Annotated in this window: 19 protein-coding genes; 11 read left to right on the top strand and 8 right to left on the bottom strand. The window is 63.3% G+C overall.

Annotation, left to right across the window (positions count from 1 at the left end; translation table 11 throughout):
• Positions 1-28 precede the first annotated feature (28 nt).
• From DL891_RS14790 to DL891_RS14765, 6 genes are all read left to right on the top strand, one after another.
• The gene (locus DL891_RS14790; protein WP_111721229.1) at positions 29-583 is read left to right on the top strand and encodes a single-stranded DNA-binding protein; all 555 of its coding nucleotides are present in this window, start codon (positions 29-31) and stop codon (positions 581-583) included.
• A gap of 141 nt (positions 584-724) precedes the next feature.
• Complete coding sequence (locus DL891_RS14785) at positions 725-1,228, top strand: hypothetical protein (protein ID WP_232819205.1); 504 nt, start codon at positions 725-727, stop codon at positions 1,226-1,228.
• A gap of 182 nt (positions 1,229-1,410) precedes the next feature.
• Positions 1,411-3,093 (top strand): energy-dependent translational throttle protein EttA, encoded by a 1,683-nt coding sequence (gene ettA / locus DL891_RS14780; protein ID WP_111721228.1) that lies wholly within the window; start codon positions 1,411-1,413, stop codon positions 3,091-3,093.
• A gap of 6 nt (positions 3,094-3,099) precedes the next feature.
• Positions 3,100-3,591, top strand: coding sequence for a thioesterase family protein (locus DL891_RS14775; RefSeq protein WP_111721227.1), 492 nt, complete (start codon positions 3,100-3,102; stop codon positions 3,589-3,591).
• A 79-nt stretch (positions 3,592-3,670) separates the two neighbouring features.
• On the top strand, positions 3,671-4,654 hold the full coding sequence (locus tag DL891_RS14770) for an EamA family transporter (protein WP_111721226.1): 984 nt from the start codon (positions 3,671-3,673) through the stop codon (positions 4,652-4,654).
• The gene (locus tag DL891_RS14765) at positions 4,651-5,328 is read left to right on the top strand and encodes a GntR family transcriptional regulator (RefSeq protein ID WP_111721225.1); all 678 of its coding nucleotides are present in this window, start codon (positions 4,651-4,653) and stop codon (positions 5,326-5,328) included. The genes DL891_RS14770 and DL891_RS14765 overlap by 4 nt, the downstream gene beginning before the upstream one ends.
• Before the next feature lie 24 nt (positions 5,329-5,352).
• Here the strand turns inward: DL891_RS14765 and DL891_RS14760 are convergent, their stop codons facing one another.
• Positions 5,353-6,765, bottom strand: a complete 1,413-nt coding sequence (locus DL891_RS14760) for a DUF2254 domain-containing protein (protein ID WP_111721224.1) — start codon at positions 6,763-6,765, stop codon at positions 5,353-5,355.
• Positions 6,766-6,815: 50 nt separating this feature from the next.
• On the bottom strand, positions 6,816-7,697 hold the full coding sequence (locus DL891_RS14755) for an acyl-CoA thioesterase II (protein ID WP_111721223.1): 882 nt from the start codon (positions 7,695-7,697) through the stop codon (positions 6,816-6,818).
• An 81-nt stretch (positions 7,698-7,778) separates the two neighbouring features.
• On the opposite strand from DL891_RS14755, the gene DL891_RS14750 reads away from it, so the two are divergent.
• A complete protein-coding gene (locus DL891_RS14750) occupies positions 7,779-8,456 on the top strand; it encodes a hypothetical protein (RefSeq protein ID WP_111721222.1) in 678 nt (225 codons plus the stop codon).
• A 109-nt stretch (positions 8,457-8,565) separates the two neighbouring features.
• Here the strand turns inward: DL891_RS14750 and DL891_RS14745 are convergent, their stop codons facing one another.
• The 3 genes from DL891_RS14745 to DL891_RS14735 form a co-directional block, all read right to left on the bottom strand.
• Complete coding sequence (locus tag DL891_RS14745) at positions 8,566-10,239, bottom strand: FAD-binding dehydrogenase (RefSeq protein ID WP_111721221.1); 1,674 nt, start codon at positions 10,237-10,239, stop codon at positions 8,566-8,568.
• A 97-nt stretch (positions 10,240-10,336) separates the two neighbouring features.
• Positions 10,337-11,266 (bottom strand): DUF4190 domain-containing protein, encoded by a 930-nt coding sequence (locus tag DL891_RS14740; protein ID WP_111721220.1) that lies wholly within the window; start codon positions 11,264-11,266, stop codon positions 10,337-10,339.
• Between the two features lie 191 nt (positions 11,267-11,457).
• Positions 11,458-11,931, bottom strand: a complete 474-nt coding sequence (locus DL891_RS14735; RefSeq protein ID WP_111721219.1) for an Lrp/AsnC family transcriptional regulator — start codon at positions 11,929-11,931, stop codon at positions 11,458-11,460.
• A gap of 277 nt (positions 11,932-12,208) precedes the next feature.
• On the opposite strand from DL891_RS14735, the gene pdhA reads away from it, so the two are divergent.
• From pdhA to DL891_RS14720, 3 genes are read left to right on the top strand one after another with little or no spacing between them, the layout of a single operon-like run.
• The gene (gene pdhA / locus DL891_RS14730) at positions 12,209-13,321 is read left to right on the top strand and encodes a pyruvate dehydrogenase (acetyl-transferring) E1 component subunit alpha (RefSeq protein WP_111721278.1); all 1,113 of its coding nucleotides are present in this window, start codon (positions 12,209-12,211) and stop codon (positions 13,319-13,321) included.
• Positions 13,318-14,331 (top strand): alpha-ketoacid dehydrogenase subunit beta, encoded by a 1,014-nt coding sequence (locus DL891_RS14725; RefSeq protein WP_111721218.1) that lies wholly within the window; start codon positions 13,318-13,320, stop codon positions 14,329-14,331. Before pdhA ends, DL891_RS14725 begins: the two co-directional genes overlap by 4 nt.
• Complete coding sequence (locus DL891_RS14720) at positions 14,328-15,722, top strand: dihydrolipoamide acetyltransferase family protein (RefSeq protein ID WP_198668942.1); 1,395 nt, start codon at positions 14,328-14,330, stop codon at positions 15,720-15,722. The genes DL891_RS14725 and DL891_RS14720 overlap by 4 nt, the downstream gene beginning before the upstream one ends.
• A gap of 22 nt (positions 15,723-15,744) precedes the next feature.
• On the opposite strand, the gene DL891_RS14715 is transcribed toward DL891_RS14720, so the two are convergent.
• Together DL891_RS14715 and DL891_RS14710 are read right to left on the bottom strand one after the other, a co-directional pair.
• Positions 15,745-16,107, bottom strand: coding sequence for a hypothetical protein (locus tag DL891_RS14715; protein WP_111721216.1), 363 nt, complete (start codon positions 16,105-16,107; stop codon positions 15,745-15,747).
• 324 nt (positions 16,108-16,431) lie between these two features.
• Positions 16,432-17,019: a recombinase family protein gene (locus tag DL891_RS14710; protein ID WP_111721215.1), complete on the bottom strand. Its 588-nt coding sequence runs from the start codon at positions 17,017-17,019 to the stop codon at positions 16,432-16,434.
• 291 nt (positions 17,020-17,310) lie between these two features.
• Here DL891_RS14710 and DL891_RS17165 point away from each other — a divergent pair, with 291 nt between their 5' ends.
• On the top strand, positions 17,311-18,255 hold the full coding sequence (locus tag DL891_RS17165; protein ID WP_157962541.1) for a LysM domain-containing protein: 945 nt from the start codon (positions 17,311-17,313) through the stop codon (positions 18,253-18,255).
• A 133-nt stretch (positions 18,256-18,388) separates the two neighbouring features.
• On the opposite strand, the gene DL891_RS14695 is transcribed toward DL891_RS17165, so the two are convergent.
• Entirely contained in the window at positions 18,389-18,949 is a 561-nt protein-coding gene (locus DL891_RS14695; RefSeq protein ID WP_157962540.1) for a hypothetical protein, read from the bottom strand.
• Positions 18,950-20,217 lie beyond the last annotated feature (1,268 nt).

Raw genomic sequence — 20,217 nt, 5'->3', positions numbered from 1 at the left:
TCCATCCGGCTACACGTAAGGAAGACAGATGTCAGACATCATCACAATCACTGGGCGGGTCGGCACAGAACCAACGGTCATCACAACTGGCGAAGGCGTCATGATCCACAAGTTCCGGCTGGTATCGAAGCAGGGCTGGTTCGACCGAAAGAAGCAACTCTGGGCGGAAGGGAGCCCCAACTGGTACACGGTGACATCGTTTCGACACCTGGCCGAGAACGTTCAGCACTCGGTGCGCAAGGGCGACCTCGTGGTCGTGACTGGCAAGCTGAGGGTGCGGGAGTGGGAGAGGGATGAACGTCGGGGGATCGACGTCGAGGTTGAGGCGGACACGATAGGGCACGATTTGGCCTGGGGCCGCTCGGTCTTCACGTACATCGCGCGCAACGGAGCCGGCACCGGTGCGATGGGCGACCAGGCGGGCCCCGGCGGGAATGCCTGGGCATCGTCGCAAGAAACCGAGATTTCAGGGGAAGGCGTGGCCGTAGCGGCCGCACAGGTGAGCAACCGGCCAACTGATTATGCATCCAATCTGCAGCAACCGTTCCTGCCCGACGAGAGTTCCGGTACGCGGGCATCGTAGACTCTCCTTTCGCGGCGAGACACAGCCGCATTCGCAGAACGAGAGGAAACGTTGATGGAGCCGGAGCACCGACTGACGTGCTCGCGAAACAGCCGGGATCAGGCCACCGCGCAGACACGGAACCCGCGCGCGAGTTTCGCAATGCGGCTCAAGCATCAGCGGTTCGCTACTGGGGTGCTCGGCGCGGCAGCGCTCGCCGGGGCACTCACCGTTGGACTGGCCGCCTGCACGACTGCGCCCGATGCCCCGGCGACAAGTGCCGGCACATCGGCGAAGCCCGCACCAGGCCTGCCCACGCTGGAGCCCGGCCCCCCTCCTGAGTTCACCCCCGAGGGGACCGCGCCCGAAAACCTCCCCTTCTTCGACTACACGAACATCATGGTGATCCTCGGCGGTGACGATATTGGCGGCCGCGACATCATCGACGGGCTGGCCGCGGCCGGTTTCGACAAATCGCAAATGGAGGTCAGCCGGGACGTCACGCCGACCGGGCTCCGGGCCGATTCCATCCAATTCTCCGTCATGTTCCACGACGAATGCCTCATCGGCCAGTGGGGAGCAGGCACCGGCTATCACAGCATGGTCGCGGCGCCGCTCGCAACCGACCAGTGCCTGGTCGGAGCCACTCGGCCGATCGACTGGTAACAACCACGCATGATTCCCGTGGCTGGTTTCGGCGCCCAGCCTCGCGCGTCCGGTTCGCGCGTCCGGTTCCCGCGTCCGGTTCGCGCGTCCGGTTCCCGCGTCCGGTTCCCGCGTCCGGTTCGCGCGCCCGGTTCCCGTCTCCCGGTTTCCGGCCGCGGCGGCGACCAATAGACTTGATGGTTATGGCTGAATTCATTTATACGATGGTGCGTGCGCGCAAAGCGGTTGGCGACAAGGTCATCCTCGACGACGTCACCATGTCATTCTTTCCCGGTGCGAAGATCGGAGTGGTCGGGCCCAACGGTGCCGGTAAGTCGACCATCCTCAAGATCATGGCTGGGCTCGACACCCCCTCGAACGGAGAGGCGCGGCTGAGCCCCGGCTACAGCGTCGGCATCCTGATGCAGGAGCCGGAACTCGACGAGTCGAAGACCGTGCTCGAGAATGTGCAAGAGGGCGTCGGCCCGATCATGGGCAAGATCGAGCGATTCAACGAGATCAGTGCCGAGTTGGCCGAACCCGACGCCGACTTCGACACCCTCTTGGACGAGATGGGCAAGCTTCAGGAGGAGATCGACGCACAGAACGCCTGGGATCTCGACGCCCAGCTGGAGCAGGCGATGGACGCCCTGCGCACTCCGCCCGGTGACTGGCCGGTCTCCGACCTTTCTGGCGGTGAGAAGCGTCGCGTGGCACTGTGCAAACTGCTCCTGCAGAAGCCCGACCTACTGCTGCTGGATGAGCCGACCAACCACCTCGATGCCGAGAGCGTGCTCTGGCTGGAGCAGCACCTGGCCGCGTATCCCGGCGCAGTGCTCGCCGTCACCCACGACCGGTACTTTCTCGACCACGTCGCCGAGTGGATCGCCGAGGTCGACCGCGGCAAGCTTTACCCATACGAGGGCAATTACTCCACCTACCTGGAGAAGAAGCAGGAACGCCTGCAGGTGCAGGGCAAGAAGGACGCCAAGCTGGCTCGCCGCCTCGCCAGCGAACTCGAGTGGGTGCGCAGCAACGCAAAGGGCCGCCAGACCAAGTCGAAGGCACGCCTGGCACGTTACGACGAGATGCTGAAGGAGGCAGAGAGCGGCCGCAAGCTTGACTTTGAGGAGATCGTGATCCCGGTTGGGCCACGCCTCGGCTCCCAGGTCATCGATGCGAAGAACTTGAAGAAGGGCTTCGGCGACCGGGTGCTGATCGACGACCTGAGTTTCTCCCTGCCCCGCAACGGCATCGTCGGCATCATCGGTCCGAACGGTGTGGGCAAGACCACGCTGTTCAAGACGATCGTAGGTCTGGAGGAGCTCGACTCGGGTGAACTCACGATCGGTGACACGGTTCAGATGTCGTACGTCGACCAGAGTCGTGGCGGGATTGACCCCGAGAAGAGCCTGTGGGAGGTTGTCTCAGACGGCCAGGACTATATCCAGGTGGGCAAGACCGAGATTCCGTCTCGCGCGTACGTCTCGACCTTCGGGTTCAAGGGGCCCGACCAGCAGAAGAAGGCCGGGGTGCTCTCCGGGGGTGAGCGCAACCGGTTGAACCTGGCGCTGACCCTCAAGCAGGGCGGCAACCTGCTGCTCTTGGACGAGCCCACCAACGACCTCGACGTGGAGACCCTGTCGAGCCTTGAGAACGCGCTTCTCGAGTTCCCTGGTTGCGCTGTCGTGATCACACACGATCGCTGGTTCCTCGACCGCATTGCCACTCACATCCTCGCGTGGGAGGGCACCGCCGAGAACCCAGCCCAGTGGTACTGGTTCGAGGGCAACTTCAACTCGTACGAGGAGAACAAGGTGGAGCGGCTCGGGCCGGAGGCGGCGAAGCCACACCGCTCCGCGTACCGCAAGCTCACGCGGGACTGACGCGACGTGCGGATACACGTTCCGACGCGCCTCCGCTGGTCAGACTTCGACGCGTATGGCCATGTCAACAACGCGGAGATGCTGCACCTCCTGGAGGAGGCGCGCATCTACGCGTTCTGGGAGTCAGATGAGCCTGATGTGCCGACGTCGCCGTTGGGGTCGCCGCTGGCGACCCGCATGCTCGACGGCAAGGCCGGCGGGTCGACAATTTCGCTGATCGCTCGCCAGGAAGTCGAGTACCTGGCGCCCGTGCCCTACCACAGGCAACCGATTGACATCCAACTCTGGATAGGGGAGATCGGGGGCGCGAGCCTTGAAATCTGTTACGAGGTCTGGACGCCGAAGGGCCTTGAACCCGCGCAACTCTACGCACGGGCGAGCACAACGCTGGTCCTAGTGGATTCCGACACCGATCGCCCCAGGCGAATCAGTGCAGCGGAGCGGGCAGCGTGGGAGCCGTACCTCGGCGAACCGGTGCAGTTCCGAAGGCGCGGGTAGTTACTTCTCTCACCACCTGGTGCAACTTCAGTGTTCCCCACCGGCCCATGTTTGAACGTTTTGTGCAACAATATATTACATGCGCCCCTATCTGGCGGTCTTACTCGCGGCACTGCTCTTCGGAACGACCGGGACAAGCCAAGCGCTCGGTGCAACCGACGCCACACCCGCCTCGATCGGTGCTGCGCGCATCCTGATCGGCGGGGGAGCGTTGGCGTTGATCGCCGCACTCGTGGTGTACCGCGATCACCGCGCGTCCGCGATTCGCGGCGCCGAAAGGTCACAACTTCTGGGGAAAGCGATGCTGGTACCGCCGGTTGGGCGGGTGCGTGGTCGATTCGGGTTGCCATCCTGGGCCATCGTTCTGCTCGGGGCGTGTGGTGTGCTCGCCTATCAGCCGACCTTCTTCGCGGGTACGAGCCAGAACGGGGTGGCGGTGGGCACAATTGTGGCGCTCGGCTCGGCCCCAATCATCACCGGCGCCTGCGACTGGGCGTTGCGGCGCCGATTTCCCGGTGTCATCTGGCTGGTAGCGACCGTTCTGGCCACCGTCGGGGTGGTGTTGCTGAGCGGGTTGACCGACGCGGGGCAGACGACGATCACCCTTTCCGGGATCCTGAGTTCGCTGTCTGCCGGCGCCTCGTACGCGGTGTACACGCTTTCGGGTAAGGCGCTGCTAGAGCGGGGCTGGAGCCCAACCGCCGCGATGGGTGGAGTGTTCGGTCTTGCAGCGTTGTTCTCCATTCCGCTGCTGGCGGCAACGAACACCGCATGGCTGGCGACGGTCGATGGATTGGCGATGGCCCTCTGGCTGGGGCTTGTCACCACCACGCTCGCCTACGTATTGTTCGGTTGGGGGTTGAAACGGCTGGCAGCACCGACGGTTTCAACGCTCACTCTGGGGGAGCCCGTGACAGCGACGGTGCTTGGAATTCTGATCCTCGGAGAACAACTGAGCGCAACCTCTGTGGTCGGGCTGGTGGTTTTGGCGGCGGGGATTGCGGTTTTGACCGTACCGGCGAGACTACTGCCGACTGGCCGAATGCAACGGAGGTTCACGTGATCGAGAAGATCCCCACCCGCCGCACCGTCTCCGTCGATCTGGCGTCGATCCTGCGCGACCGGATCCTCACCGGGGCACTAGCGCCCGGTGAGCCTCTCCGGGAAACGCATCTGGCCGATGAATTCGGAGTCTCCCGGCACACCGTGCGGTCGGCACTCGCGCAACTCACCTCGGAGCGGTTGGTCAAGAACCAGCCTTATGTCGGGATCCGGGTGACCGACCACAACAACGCCGATCTCATTGCACTTCAGCACCTGCGCTGTGCGCTCGAGTCTGAAGCGGTGCGCATGTTGCGTGAAAAATACGGAAACTCGTGGCCTGATGAGGTGATCGAGACATTGGAAGCCCCGCTCGACGCGATGCTGCAGGCGTCGGTTGACCTGCGTGAGGGCTGGGCAGAGATGGAAGGGGCGCACTCGCGTTTCCACACCGCGGTGGTCGAGGCCTGCAACAGTCCACGAATGATCGAGAGTTATCGGCAGTTGGAGGCGGAGGTGCAATTGCTCATGCTTCACGTTCGGCCGCTCTACGGACCAAACATGCTTCTGGCGGACCACGTGCAATACCTGGCCGACATCCAGCAGTACGGTGTGGAAAGCGTGCGCGAGCACATCGATTCGTTCACCGCCATGGTCACCGGCGCCCGCGAGGCCGAGGCTCAGCAGACTTCGTAGGCACAGTCGAAGTGAGGGGCTGGTTCATCCGCCCGGTGGCGCGAGTGCGTCGGCGGGCAGGTTGTTGAGCCTGGGGCGCAGATTGGCACACTCCTGGAGCAGGATGGCAACCGCGGCCGGGTCGCCGGGGGCGGCCTCCCGCAGTTGCTGTTCCAGCGCATCCAATTGTTCCTTCAGACCAGTCCCGATCCCGAACCCGCCCGAGGTGTAGGTCAGGTCGGAAAGTACCTGCAGAAACCGTTTGACAAGCTGGGGGTCTGTCGCGCCATAGTGTCTGATCTGCGAGAGTGCCAGGCGCAACAACTCGGTTTCTGACCGTGGATCGGTCACGATCCGCAACTGCCCCGCTGCGTCTGCAATGCCCTTCGGAAGCTGAGGCATGCCGATTGTTCGCGTGAGGATGGCCCCCAAATGCCCAAGCACGTTTGAGGCCGTTGTGGGGTCGTTGATGCCGGGAGACAGGGCACGCAACGCGATATCGACCAGTTGTTGCACACCGTAATCAACGTCTTGGGCCGCGGTGCGCTCGTAGGAGATGTGTATCGAGCGCTGAACCACGTCTTCCACCTCAGCAGCATCGACAGCGCCGTCGCTATCACCCGATTCGCCGGTTGAGACCCACCATCTGGCGAGCGGCGTACCCGTGACCACATTGTCCCCGATGCGCGCCAGTTCCTCGACCACGATCGAACGGGAGGTGGCAAAGGCGAGCAGGGTTCCCCGGTCACGACTGGTGAGGAACCCGCTTGATGGGCTGAGGACGTGCGTCGTCGATTCCGGGCGAACGACCGGTGAGGCGAACGCGGTGAGCGAGGCGTTGCTGTCGCTGACCAGTCGGATTGTCTGCTCGGTGTCGGTGTGGATCTCCCGCATGATGGTTTCGACACGCAACTGGGTGGCGAGGTGTGCAAGGAAGAAGACCAGCACCACAACGCTCACTAAGGTCAGAAGGAATCCCATGGTGACGGTGATCCGTGGAACGAACTCGACCACTTGCTGGTCGGCCGAGCGTACCGAGCGCAACGCTGTGATCGAGTACGCGAACGTGCCGAGAAACACAGCCAGTGTGCGATGTACGTGGCCGTCGCGCGCGAACAGACGCATGACGCGGGGTGAGGCCTGGCTGCTGGCCAGTTGAAGCGCAACCACGGTCAGCGAGAACGTCAGGGAGGTGGCGGTGATCAGCGAGCCGGCGATCGAAGACAGCACCGCGCGTGCCGTGTCGGCGCCGCCGTTGAAGATCAAGGAATCAATCGAGTCAGGCAGTGAACCGTCGACCTGCAGGTCGATTCGAGGCAGCAGGATCCCAGCCATGACGGCGACCACCACTGCGGCAACAGGGATGGGCCAGAGCCGGGACTCAAACGATTCCGAGATTCTCGCCAGTCGCTCCCTGGCTCGCATCAGGCGGGGCTGGCTGCGCAGTGCTGCGGTCACGCTTTGTCTCCTCGGTCGGGATCCTCGATCAGCGGGTGTCGCGCGTGCCTTCAGGCGGTGGGTTCACTGCTCTTGACTCGTACCATGCCTTCTTGCGCAACACTGGCGAGCAACGTACCGGTGCGGCTGTAGATGCGCGCGATGGAAAGACCCCGACCGCCCGAGGCACTCGGCGACTCCTGCACGTACAGCATCCAGTCGTCGACCCGTCCGAACCGGTGCCACCACATGGCGTGATCCAGACTGGCTGTTCGAAGTCCCGGCGTGGCCCAGGCGATGCCGTGGCGGCGGTAGATGGGTTCCAGAATGGTGTAGTCGCTGGCGTACGCCAGCGCGGCCCGGTGCAGCATGGGATCGTCGGGCAGGCGCTCGAAGGATTTCATCCAGATCGCCTGGTGCGCGACGTGCGCGCCGTCGACTCTCATGTAGATCGGGGAATCGATGTGACGAATGTCGAAGGGTCGTTGAGTTGCCCAGTATCGTCCGACCGGATGATCGAATGCGGCAAGAGCCGTTGCGGCATCTGGCAGCGACTCGGGGTCGGGCAGGTCGGCTGGCATATCCATCTGGTGGTCCAGCCCCGTGTCCTCGGTCTGGAAGGAGGCGATCATCGACAGGATCGGCACTCCGTTCTGGTAGGCCTGAGTGCGCCTGGTCGTGAAGGAATTGCCGTCATGAATGCGATCCACCGAGAAAGTGAACGGGAGTTTCACATCACCCGGGCGAAGGAAGTATCCGTGCATCGAGTGCACGGGCCGGTCTTCTGGAACGGTTTTGCCGGCAGCAACCAGGGACTGGGCGAGCACTTGACCGCCGAACACCCGCCCCAGGGGCATCCACTGCGACGGCCCGGTGAAGATGTCCTCGTTGGTGCGGGCGCCCGTGTCGGTCAGGTCGAGGGCGGCCAGCAGGTCGGCGAGGGATTCGTTCATGCTCACTCCAGAGTCGGTGCGGGGCCACCCCGCAGGCGCCAAGATGAAACCTCGGCCTTGCTCAGATAGTTTAGACAGCAGATGACCAACTCCTTTGCATTAGCTGATTCCCTGGCAGTTTCAGACCTCCGGGTGTACTTGTCGCGCGCAGCCCGAGTCGAAGACGGCTCCGTGCGCCTGATCGCCGGCTCCGGGGTGCTCGCCGTCTACTCCGCGATCTTCTACCCGCGTGGGTTACTCGACCGCTCCGATACAGTGCTGGGCCTTCGTACGTGGGCGATTGATATCGGCATCAATTTCGATTCGGTCGTGCCGATCCGCTCGCTGCTCGAACGGCTGCCCGAGGTGGGCCCCGGGATCGAGATATCGGATTCGCCCGTCACTGTGCGGCTGCCGCATCCGGTGTCGACGGTCACCTGGTCGGGCATTTCGCCGCCGCGCGGAGGTTGGGTGAAACTCGAGCCGATCGCCGCGACTGTTCTCGAGCAGGCCGCACAGGCAGGCATCGCTGAAGTAGCCCAGACAGTGCCGGAAGCGGTGGGGGAGCAGATTGTGACCCGGGTGCGACAAGAGGTGTGGGGCCGCCCGATTGCCGGCGCGGAATATCTGGGCGCCGGGTCGGCTTTCGGGGCGCTCAGTCTGGGCTTCCTGATCCAGGCCAACAGTGTGGCGGTGTTCCAGTCGGGGCCGTGGACGCGGCTCACGACCGCCCGCGGGCACATCCTGGTGCGCCGCCAGCCCTGGACGCTCAAGGCATAGCTCAAACGGTAGATCCAGCTCCTGCCCGGAAAGTCCCGCCCAAGTCGTGCACTGTTCCCTCCTCACCGACAATGGGGGCGCTCGTGGGACCTCTCACGTTCGCTGTTCGCTAGAGAGCGGCGACGGCCCGGCCCGCCACGCGGCCGGTGAACAGGCATCCGCCCAGAAATGTGCCCTCGAGCGACCGGTAGCCGTGCACGCCGCCGCCGCCGAAGCCAGCGACCTCACCGGCGGCGTACAGCCCCGTGATCGGGGTGCCGTCGGAGCCCAACGCCTGCGATTTCAGGTTGGTCTGGATGCCACCCAGCGACTTTCTGGTCAGAATATGCAGTTTGACCGCGATCAGCGGCCCGGCTTTCTCGTCGAGCAGTTTGTGCGGTGACGCCACCCGGATCAGCTTGTCGCCGCGGGAGGACCGAGCACCGCGCAGCGCCGTGATCTGGGCATCCTTGGTGAAGTCGTTGTCCATCTCGCGGTCACGGGCACGCACCTCGCGCTCCACCTGTTCGAGGTCGATGGTCGCCTCGGGGGAGAGCTGCTGCATGCCGACGAGCAATTCGGCCAGCGACGAGGCCACAATGAAATCCTCGCCCTTGTCCTTGAACGCCTCCACCGGGCCGGGGGCACCGGGACCGACTCGTTTTACGAGTAATTTCAGGTCCTTGCCGGTCAGATCGGGGTTCTGCTCGCTGCCCGAGAGCGCGAATTCCTTCTCGATGATCTTCTGGGTGAGAATGAACCAGCTGTGCTCATATCCCGTTCTCAGAATATATTCCAGCGTTCCCAGGGTGTCGAAACCGGGGAAGAGCGGCACCGGCAGGCGTTTTCCGGTGGCATCCAGCCAGAGCGGCGACGGCCCAGGCAGGATACGAACGCCATGCTTTGCCCACACCGGTGCCCAATTCTTGATGCCCTCGACGTAATGCCACATACGGTCTTTGTTGACCAGCCGAGCGCCAGCGGCCTCAGCGATGGCGAGCATCCGGCCGTCAACGTGTTCGGGAACACCAGAGAGCATCGAAGCCGGGGCCTCGCCGAAACGTTCCGGCCAGTTCTCCCGCACCAGGTCGTGGTTGCCGCCGATCCCGCCGGTGGCAACGATCACCGCGGGTGCTTGCAACTCGAAGTCACCGACCTCATCCCGCGAGCTGCCCTCACCGCGGGCCACATCGCTGGATGCCAATTGGCGCCCCCGTACTCCGACAACTGCGCCGGCGTCGACGATCAACTCGTCGACCCTGTGCCGGTGATGCACGGTCACCAGACCGGCCAGGGCACCCTCCTGCACCTTTTTGATGAATGGGGCGAGGATGCCGGGGCCCGTTCCCCAGACGATGTGGAACCGGGGCACCGAGTTGCCCGGCCCGGTCGCGGTGTAGCCGCCGCGCTCCGCCCACCCGACCACGGGGAAGAACCGCACCCCCATCTCGTGCAACCAGGAGCGTTTCTCCCCAGCGGCGAAGTCGAGGTAGGCATCAGCCCACTTGCGACCCCACTCGTCCTCGTCCCGATCGAACCCAGCGGTGCCGTCCCAGTCCTGCCGGGCCAAATCGATACTGTCCTTGATGCCCATCCGGCGCTGCTCGGGGGAGTCGACCAGAAACAACCCTCCGAAAGACCACCACGCCTGGCCGCCCAATGATGCGTCCGGCTCCTGTTCAACAATGGTGACCCGCTTGCCCGCGGTGACGAGCTCTGCCGCAGCCACCAGGCCGGCGAGTCCGGCTCCGACGACGATCGCGTCAGACTGGGGCGTCGCATTCGGCGCTGGAGTGGACGACATTGGCTCTCCTCAGGGTTTGTCTTCGCTCTGTGGGACCAGAGTACTGTGGAGAAGTCGGTGCTCGTGCTGTCCCCCTCGGCGCGCAGCGCCGATGGACCTATCGGATGGCGACGTGCACCGACTCTGCAGAAGTTGAACCCCTCGTGAAATAGAGTCCTCCGGCAGTATCGGTTGCTGGGATTTCATAGACCACGTTCCCGGTGTAATAGTCGCTGATCTGCAGGTTTTCCAGATAGAGTCCGGGCTCCGGCGCCAGTGAGCCGTTCTTGACCGGAGGGAGCAACCGGCTCGGAGCGTTGTACTTGAGATCGACCTGCCCATAAGTGAGGTTGCCATTGCCCTCGCCCGTGTAGAACACAGTCGCATTGACGAGGGCGTACTGCTTGCCTTCTTTCGGTGGCCTGTTCTCCGGCACAGCCTGCAACACTTCGTCGGTGGCATTGAGGGTGAAACTGTTGATGACGATGTCCCACTCCTCGCCGACGATACGGGTGCCCATCAGGTGCGGGTCGTCCTCGGTGCCCGACGCGGTGGAGATCGGGGCATCAACCGGTTCGGCCAGCGGGGAATCGAGGACGCCATCGTCTTCGTCCGAATCGAAGAAGCCTTCGTCGCCGTCTAGATCGAAGAAGTCATCGCCGTCCACTTCGAAGATCCCCTCGCCCTCGAGCTGTTCCGGGTCGACCACGACGCCGGGCTCTGCCACCTCGAAACTCCCACCGCTTGACTCGTCCAATTGACTGAGCTCGTTCAACAGATTGCCGCCGAGGGCGCCAATCGTGAAGGTGATGACGAGGGAAGTTACGGTGGCGAGCACACCGAGCACAAGTCCTGTGACCGCGAATGGCTTCGATTGCTTCCTGGCCAGCGCGATCGCGCCGAGAACGACGGCCGCGACACCGATCACAGCACCGATGATCGGAGCCCAGCCGGCGAGCGCGGCCACAATCCCGACCACAAGGGCGGCGATCGCCAGGCCGCGTCGTGTCGCGACTTGGCGCTGCCCCGGCTGAGGTCGCGGTTCCAAGGTCCGGGTCTGGCTCCGGGGCTGACCAGGGTGCGCGGGGTGGGCGTCTATTGGTGGCGGTCGCTGGCCCGCATCGTCAGGGATCGTCATACCCCTGATCGTGGCAGGTTTCTGATCGAAATTCTCACCCCCGTCCGAGGCGTCGCTCAAACGTCACGCACCAGTGCGGGCCGGAAAGAGATCGTGAACCGTCACGTGCCGGATGAATCGCGCCTGAGCAATGGCTCCATTCGAAACTCGATCAGTTCGCTCATCGCGAGTGCCGTGTCGGCGCGCTCAACTCCGTCGCAGGCAAGGATCGCTTTGCTGAGGCGGAACAGATCTTCGGCGTCACGGCAGACCACCCGTACCTGTAGGTCGGCCGAACCGCTGAGGCCGTGTGCCTGGATGATCTCCGGAATCTCGGCCAATTGCTCGACGATGGCGCCCAGTTTCTGCTGTTGAATGTGCACCGAGATGAACGCCATCAACGGGTAACCCAGAGCGACCGGGTTCAGGCGGCGTTCGAAAGAGAGGAACAGGTGGCGCTTCTCCAACTGTGCCAGACGAGACTGCACCGTGTTGCGCGAGACCCCCAACTCCAGCGCCAACGCGACGACAGTTGCTCGTGGGTCGTCGGCCAGAGCAAGTAGCAGGTTCGTGTCTAGGCTATCGATAGGGTGCATAATGCGAACTTACAGCACAAACTTTCTATGGCTCTAGAGCAAAGTGCTCAAGCAGATCGCGCGTGGTTGCGCTCATTGTTGAACGATGGGTATTGTCGGAACAGCAGGAGGCAATGATGCCGAAGTTTGGCGCGAGGCCAACAGCCGCAGCCAAAGAGCGAGGCGACGAGACCCGTCGTAAGACAAGCGAAGGACGCGTGCGAGCATGTCCACAATTCAACCTGAAACGTCACTGAGCAATCATCTGCACGATGAACGGGCGATTCCGACCGAGCCCATGGTCGACGGGACTTCCGTCCCACCAGGCGAGGCCTCAGCAGATTTTCTCCAACTTCTGACGCCGGATGGGCACCGCACGCCCAATGCCGACTATGACCCGTGGGTCGCTGATGTCGACGTTGCCAGTCTCGTGCGACTCTATGAGGATCATGTCGTCGTGCGTCGTATCGACACCGAGGCCATGCACCTACAGCGCCAGGGCCAGCTCGGGTTGTGGGCACCGTTACTCGGGCAGGAGGCCGCCCAGATTGGTTCCGCCCGCAGCCTCCGGTCTGACGACTTCGTCTTCTCCAGTTATCGCGAGAACGCGGTGGCGTACTGCCGGGGCGTCGACTTCACCGATCTGATGCGGGTCTGGCGAGGCAACTCCCACTCCGGTTGGGATCCCTATGAGATCAACATGGCCATCCCCAGTGTGATCATCGGCACCCAGGCGCTACACGCGACCGGTTACGCCATGGGCTGCCAGTTCGACGGCGGCGACCAGGTCGCCATCGCCTACTTCGGCGACGGGGCGACCAGCCAGGGCGACATCAGTGAGGCCATGGTCTTCGCGGCCAGGTTCCAAGCACCGGTCGTCTTCTTCTGCCAGAACAACCAATGGGCGATCTCCGAACCTGTAGAGCGACAAGCGCGCATCGCGATCGCGAACCGGGCTCCAGGATTCGGCATCCCGAGTATTCGCGTCGACGGTAACGACGTGCTCGCCGTGATGGCGGTCACTCGGCGGGCGATCGAACGTGCGCGGACGGGTGGAGGCCCGACGTTCATCGAGGCGGTTACCTATCGTATGGGGCCGCACACGACCAGTGACGACCCCACCCGCTACCGCAACAAGGAAGAACTCGACGAGTGGTCGGTGAAAGACCCGATCAAGCGGCTCGAGGCTCACTTGAGCAGCATGGGCGCGCTGACCGATGAGGTGCGCGCCGAGGTGCAGGCCAAGGCGGACAGCGTGGCCGCTGAGGTGCGCGCCGGAACCCTCGGGCTCACCGACCCGGAGAGCTTGAGCATCTTCGACCACGTGCTGAGCACCGAGAGTTCGTGGTTGGAGCGACAGAAGAGCCAGTACTCCGCATATCTGGACATGTTTGAAGGCGGTGCGCGATGACCCAGCTCACACTGTCCAAAGCGATCAATGCCGGGCTCAGGCGCGCCCTCGAAGTAGATGAGAAGGTCGTGTTGATGGGCGAAGACATCGGCAAGCTCGGCGGTGTCTTTCGTGTGACCGACGGTTTGCAGGCAGACTTCGGCCCGAATCGAGTGATTGATGCCCCGCTCGCCGAGTCCGGCATGCTCGGCACCGCGATCGGGTTGGCCTATCGTGGCTACCGCCCGGTGGTGGAGATCCAGTTCGACGGATTCATCTTTCCGGCCTTCAACCAGATCATCACCCAGATCTCCAAGATGCACGCCCGAACCCGTGGTGCGGTGAAACTGCCGATCACGATCCGAGTGCCGTTTGGCGGCGGAATCGGCTCGGTGGAGCACCACTCCGAATCACCTGAAGCGTATTTCGCCCATACTCCGGGGCTCCGGGTGGTCAGTTGTTCCAACTCGCAGGATGCCTACACGATGATCCAACAGGCGATCGCATCCGACGACCCGGTGCTGTTCTTCGAACCGAAAAGACGCTACTGGAGCAAGGGCGAGGTGGATCAGTTGGCCGAAACCGAGCAGCCATCGATGGAGCGTGCCCAGGTTGTCAATTCCGGCACCGATGTGACCCTGGTAACCTACGGGCCGCTGGTAATGACCGCGAAGGATGCAGCGTTGGCTGCAGCCGACGACGGAGTCTCGGTGGAAGTCATCGACCTGCGCTCGCTGTCACCGATCGACTTTGACACGGTGGCTGCCTCGGTGCGCAAGACCGGCCGGCTCGTGATCACCCACGAGGCACAGCAGTTCTTAGGGCTGGGTGCCGAGATCGCGGCCAGCATCACCGAGCGTTGCTTCGACTACCTTGAGGCGGCCCCGGCGCGGGTTACAGGTTTTGATGTGCCCTACCCGGCGGCGAAGCTCGAGGAGCATTACCTGCCCAACCTCGACCGCATGCTCGATGCCGTCGACCGTGTACTCGGGCGCCGCAATTCACTCAGTGACTGGAGCCACGCATCATGAGCACGAAGACCTTCAACCTGCCCGACCTCGGGGAGGGGCTCACCGAATCAGACATAGTTGCCTGGAAGGTTGCGGTGGGTGACACGGTCGAGCTCAACCAGATCATCGCAGAGGTCGAAACGGCGAAAGCGCTGGTCGAACTGCCCAGCCCGTACGCCGGCGTGGTCAAGAAGCTCTATGAAGAGGCCGGGTCGACCGTTCGGGTCGGTGCGCCGATCGTCGCCATCGACGTGCCCGACGGTGCGCCTGATGGTGCGGATGGCCCGAATGGAGACGACAATAGCGGAACCGATCAGAAGCGCGAGGTTGCCGAACGCAACCCCGTTCTGGTCGGCTACGGGGCCCCGGTCGATTCGACGGATCGCCCGCGTCGCCGGGCACGGGCCGCCGGATTCGACGCCGTTGCGCGGCAGGCACACCGGCCAGTATCCGCAGAGCCTGCCATGGATCCCGCGGTGGAATCCGAGGAGGCCCACGCCGATCGTGCCGAGCAGAAGCGCGCCGAACCGGTTCTGGAGCGGCCGCGCTCGACACCGCCCGTGCGCAAACTCGCACGGGACGAGGGCGTCGATCTGACCAAGGTTACCGGCACCGGTGAGCGCGGGCTGATCACCAGGCAGGACGTACTGGACCACCTGCAGGTGAGCCCCACCATGGAACCCGATATCACCATCGGAGACCCCGCCGCTATTCGAGAGGTTCGAACCCCGATCCGCGGGGTGCGCAAGCACACGGCACAGGCCATGGTGGCCAGTGCTTTCACGGCACCGCATGTCACCGAGTTTCTGACCATCGACGTGACGCCGACGATGGAGCTCGTGGACCGATTGCGTGCGTCACGCGATTTCGCCGGCAGCCGGCCCGGCCTGCTCGCCGTGGTGGCGAAAGCGATGTGTATCGCCGCCGCTCGCACTCCTTCGGTGAACACTCGCTGGGACGATAAGGCACAGGAGATCATACAGTTCAACTATGTCAACCTCGGTATCGCTGTGGCCTCCGAACGCGGCTTGGTGGTGCCGAACATCAAAGACGCGGAACGAATGAGCCTTCGCGAGCTCGTTGACGCTCTGGCCGTACTTACCGAGACGTCACGTGCGGGCAGGGCCACGCCGCGCCAGCTAACCGGCGGAACAATCTCGATCACGAACGTGGGTGTGTTCGGCGTCGATGCCGGCACGCCGGTGCTGAACCCCGGCGAAGCCGCCATTCTCGCGATCGGTGCCGTGCGCAGGATGCCCTGGGAACACAGGGGCGAGGTCGCCCTGCGCCAAGTGATGACGTTGAGCCTGTCGTTTGACCACCGGCTGGTCGACGGCGAGCAGGGTTCGCGTTTCCTCACCGACGTCGGGACGATCCTGAGTGACCCCGCCCGCGTGCTCACGATGGTGTGATGGTAGCAACGTGCCGCGGGTGTCAACCACCGAATAGGCCGTCGGTGAGGGCCCAGACCAGATAGGCGACTGCGGCGAGCAGTTGCACGCCGGCCAGAATCAGGCCGATTCTGCCGAGTACGCGGTCGGTGCCTGCATTGCGGAGAGCATAGATACCGCAGACCACCGCCCCGATGAACAGGGCAAAGACGACCAGATTGAAGGGCATGAGAAAGAGCACGATCACAGGAACCCAGGCTGCAGCCTCCGGTCCTCCGGTGATCACCGTCAGCACCACCCAGGCCGGTGTGATGGCACCGGAAATCAGCGCGGTGACTCCGAGAAACGGCAAGGACAATCGCCCAGCTGAGCCGGTGTTTGCGCCACTTTTTCGGTTCTCGGTCATACAGAATGCCCCTATCTCAATGTGTTGGGATTAGGGCGTGGATCCCGCACCGTCACGATTGCCCAGATTGCATGAGCCGGAAGTCGGCTGTTGCTCTCACTCTAGTTCGGGCAAACCGACAGATCGTGACTTGCATTAACGCCCGCAGTTGTGGCGCCGAATTGGTGTTGCGCTTGGCGCGCGTTCATCGGGCAATTATTCGGGACACCTCTACGGGCATCGCTGGGATCTCCGACGCGTCGATCCCCGTAACGGTGCGGGAAGCACCACAAGTGGGCCCCTCTACGGGTAAGGACTGTTCCATAGTTGGGCTGTGAGAGCACTCTAGTCGTCGCGTACTGCGGACTGTCGTTGAACAGTTCGGTAGACGGTTGAGCGAGCGACATTGAACAACTCGGCGAGTTCGGCGGTGGAATGCGTTCCCGCCTGATGGACTTCCATCAAGTGACGTTGCTGCGCCACCGACAGCTTGGGTTGCTTACCCCGCAGGTGGCCCTTTGCTTTGGCCACCAGCATTCCTTCTCTCGTTCGTGCGCGGATGAGATCGGACTCGAACTCTGCGACCATCGCAAGCACGTTGAACAGGAGGCGACCGACCGGGTCGGTTGGGTCGTGCACCGAACCGCCGATGCTGAGCTTGACTCCTTTGATCGTGAGCTCGTCGATTATGTCCCGCGCATCCTTGAGGGAACGGGCCAATCGGTCGAGTTTGGAGATGACGAGAGTGTCACCGTTTCGGCAGGCGGCAAGAGCCTCTCGTAGTCCGGGGCGCGCCCGGTTTGTGCCGGTGAGGCCATGGTCGGTATAGATCAAGTTTGATCTGACGCCGAGGGCTTCCAGGGCGTTGCGTTGTGCGGTGAGATCCTGCTCGTTTGTGGATACGCGCGCGTACCCGATGTGTAATTCATTCATATTCTGAACTGTGCGCCATCATCGAGGACTGGGCAATAGTGATCCTTCAAGCGGAAATTGCTTCGCGTCCCTGCCCAACCAAACACTGGTGACGATCAGCCGCAACGGATAGTAGTCTGTGGTGTCCACAGCAGGACCGTCTAACGGGCGACAGCAGCCCTATCCATGACTCGCTACATCCCCAGCGGCCCATGAAGACTTGCGCTGCCTCGTGTCGCTGGGGGCGTTGCTCAAACGGTGGTGCTGCAGAGTGATCTGCGCCCGAGACTAGGCTTCGGCTATGGGGGAATCATGCCAGACAGGGTGATCTGCGGCGTTGCCCGAGCAAGAGTCGGCACAGCATGGGGGCGTAGATTCGCCGCAATCGGCATCGCGGTCGCGATCACGGCCACGCTCGCCGGGTGCTTCCCGGCCGCCAAGGACAGCACCGCGCAAGTGACGCACAGCCCGTCCCCCCAGGCCACGGCACCCGCGTCCGCTTCACCCACCCCACGGCCGTCGGCCTCGACTGCGGATCCGGCAAACCCCCAGCCAGCGACCCCTGAGCCGGTCAACACACCGGTACCCAAACCCGAGCTGATCCCCGTTCCGGAGGGAACGGTCGTCGCCGAGGGGGACGTGGCCTCCCCGAAGGGGAGCATCTACTTTCACTATCGGATGATCTCGAACGGTGACAACACTTACTCCGCGCAGTATTCGGGCTTCACTTCGACGGTGCCGGTGCCGGTGTCGGTCACGCTCATCGACGTTCCGCCCGAGGTTGGCGACGGTCTCACCTACCACGGGATCGGCGACCATCAGCTCGGCGGTCCAACGACCACGGCTGCACCTGCCTCATCGGTATCACTGGGCTCCGAAGGGCAACCCTCCTACCTGGGCACTCTTGTGACCTATTCATCGGCAAGCTCCGGTGACGGCGTCCCGATCGAGCTCGGACCGAACAAGATCCTCGCCGTCGACACCGTGCGCTGGGACATCCCGGCCCGGCAGTCCAATGTCCAGCCGGCCGACGACGGGCCACGCGCCTATGCCGCGGGCGAGGTGACGGCGAGCACGGCCAGCGGCGCCCCGAAACAGTACCTCGTCGCCCCGGGCGATATCACCTCTGTCGTGGCGGATCGTTTCGGGGTTTCGATCGAGGGCCTCATCTGGCTGAACGCGGGTCTTGAAGTATTCGGGAACCAGCAGTACCTATACGAGGGCACGACACTGAATCTGGACCCCGACAGTCTCTGACGGGCCCTGCGACCGGCCGGAGGGTACAGCGTGCCGATGGCTGCTGGCCGATCAGAAACCTGCACGATGATGTCAGGTCCCGACATCCGGCGCACAGCACTCTGCGTGCGTGCGGTAAGTTGTCCCGCTCCGCTCAGTTAAACCCGGGAGGAGTCACCGGGCACGCCTGCTCGATGGCCGACCCTTCGGGGGTGCCCATGATTTCGAGGCTAGGGCCGGGGAACCAGTTTTGCTGCGGCCAGTTCTCGATGAAGAACTCGCGCGTCGGTGCGGCGGGTTGCGGATTGCCGTGCGCTTCCAGGCACGGCGCCGTGAACCCCTCCAGGTAATCGAAGAGGTAGCCGAGCTGCTCCGCAGTCAGCGGCGGCCACGGCCGTACGGGAAACTGTACTCTGCACTCAAAGTGAGAGACCGCATCGGCTTGCTCCTGCTCGGGCGGCGAAGACGACGAGACTTCGTTCCCTGACAGGGACAGCTCTGCGTCCACGCCGCGGTCGACCAGGCAATCCACCATCACCTGCGCGCGTTCATCGTCGGCCAGGTAGCGGATAAACGCGACATCCGGCCGTTGAGCATCCGGGAACCGCTCAAGGACGTTCTCCCACTCGCCCTCGACCTGCGCGCGCCGTGCCTCCTCGACTTGCTCCTCGCTGAAGGAGGCTGGCTTTGGTGCCGGGCCGAGCTCGCGCAGCACATCGTCAACAGCAGGATACGAGTCTGCCGGCGCCCCTGTCGGTGGCGACGGGGCGTCGGAGGTCGCGGAACCAGGCCCCGGCGCGTTGGGTGTGGGGGCTGAGCACCCGGTGAGGGCCAACACACAGACGGCGAATGCGCCGGTTATCACCGGCCACAGCGCCCGCCGGGAACCAGAGCCCGTTTTGCTCACACTGTCCTGCTTAAACTTCGGCATCCGCGCCTCCTGTCGTCCCCGAAACCCTACCAACGAACTGCGTCCCCACTCCCGCTGACGCGGAAAGTCCTCGTTCCAGGCGCCCACACGGCTGCGCCTTCGAGCCGTCGTCGAGCGCCCTCACCTGGTTGGCTAGCGGACCACGCCGGAGTGCCTCTATTTTTCGAGTGGGCCGATCAGGCATGCAGCACTTGTCGGCCCCGAAGAGGTCTTATAGGGCTGAGATTCCCAACGGGACCAACCACGAGAATACAATCGCTGCGGCGACAACTGCCGTCCGGCGCCCGGAAATTCGTTTGCGTGCTGGGAGAAGAATGAAGGCCAGGGCTAAGGCGAGGTGGGGCAAGAAGAGTACGAGAGATCGCGCCGCGGCAATGCCAAGAACAACGCCGCAGGATTCACGGAAGCTGCCGATTTGCTGGTTCCACGGCAAGAGGGTTAACCCGTAGAGGGGAACCAGTAGAACGGCTAAGACGATCAGGGCGATCCAGCTCCCGGTGACAAAGTTTCGCAGATTCGCGGGTTGGGCAAGTGCTCTGGCGGTGCCCCAAAGCACCGTGGCCAGCGCTATCAGAAGCGCCGCGATCGCGAGTTGAGAAGGAGTTTCCGGCGAGGCACGGTTGCAATTGAGCCAACGGATAGTCGGCAGGAGTATGAAGAAAGGTGCGATTACTAGGAGCAGGAAGGCGAGAATTACGCTAATCGCGGCCCAGATGTTACTGCGGAATCGTGTGACTATCTGACCGTCCAATCCTTGGCTCCCTCGATTCTGGCTCGCATTCGATCAATCAGTCATCATCTCATTCATGGCCGGTTCGCAAGCGTCGACCGTCGGATGCCCAAAGAACGTTGACGCTCATCTCTGAGCAGCACGAAAGCGGCATCAGCAGCCCATCGGCTACCGGCGGACTTTCTGTAGCGTTCGCGGATCCGCTTCCGCACGCCACCGGCGTTTGCAGTGGGCAGGTATCCGCGTACGTCCTCGTTTGCGTAACGAGACTTCTGCGCCTACCGGTAGATCTCGCGGCGGTGGCCGGCATCAACGATGATGA

It is taken from the genome of Homoserinimonas sp. OAct 916 (assembly GCF_003260275.1).
Lineage (GTDB): Bacteria > Actinomycetota > Actinomycetes > Actinomycetales > Microbacteriaceae > OACT-916.
The sequence above is the reverse complement of the archived record's forward strand: the minus strand, read 5'-3'. Positions and strand labels throughout refer to the sequence as shown.

Coding starts and splice junctions, on each gene's coding strand:
- DL891_RS14745 (WP_111721221.1), bottom strand. CDS start 10,239: ATGTCGTCCACTCCAGCGCCGAATGCGACGCCCCAGTCTGACGCGATC.
- DL891_RS14790 (WP_111721229.1), top strand. CDS start 29: ATGTCAGACATCATCACAATCACTGGGCGGGTCGGCACAGAACCAACG.
- DL891_RS14770 (WP_111721226.1), top strand. CDS start 3,671: ATGCGCCCCTATCTGGCGGTCTTACTCGCGGCACTGCTCTTCGGAACG.
- DL891_RS14710 (WP_111721215.1), bottom strand. CDS start 17,019: ATGAATGAATTACACATCGGGTACGCGCGCGTATCCACAAACGAGCAG.
- DL891_RS14785 (WP_232819205.1), top strand. CDS start 725: ATGCGGCTCAAGCATCAGCGGTTCGCTACTGGGGTGCTCGGCGCGGCA.
- DL891_RS14750 (WP_111721222.1), top strand. CDS start 7,779: ATGACCAACTCCTTTGCATTAGCTGATTCCCTGGCAGTTTCAGACCTC.
- DL891_RS17165 (WP_157962541.1), top strand. CDS start 17,311: ATGCCAGACAGGGTGATCTGCGGCGTTGCCCGAGCAAGAGTCGGCACA.
- DL891_RS14715 (WP_111721216.1), bottom strand. CDS start 16,107: ATGACCGAGAACCGAAAAAGTGGCGCAAACACCGGCTCAGCTGGGCGA.
- pdhA (WP_111721278.1), top strand. CDS start 12,209: ATGGTCGACGGGACTTCCGTCCCACCAGGCGAGGCCTCAGCAGATTTT.
- DL891_RS14755 (WP_111721223.1), bottom strand. CDS start 7,697: ATGAACGAATCCCTCGCCGACCTGCTGGCCGCCCTCGACCTGACCGAC.
- DL891_RS14725 (WP_111721218.1), top strand. CDS start 13,318: ATGACCCAGCTCACACTGTCCAAAGCGATCAATGCCGGGCTCAGGCGC.
- DL891_RS14735 (WP_111721219.1), bottom strand. CDS start 11,931: ATGCACCCTATCGATAGCCTAGACACGAACCTGCTACTTGCTCTGGCC.
- ettA (WP_111721228.1), top strand. CDS start 1,411: ATGGCTGAATTCATTTATACGATGGTGCGTGCGCGCAAAGCGGTTGGC.
- DL891_RS14720 (WP_198668942.1), top strand. CDS start 14,328: ATGAGCACGAAGACCTTCAACCTGCCCGACCTCGGGGAGGGGCTCACC.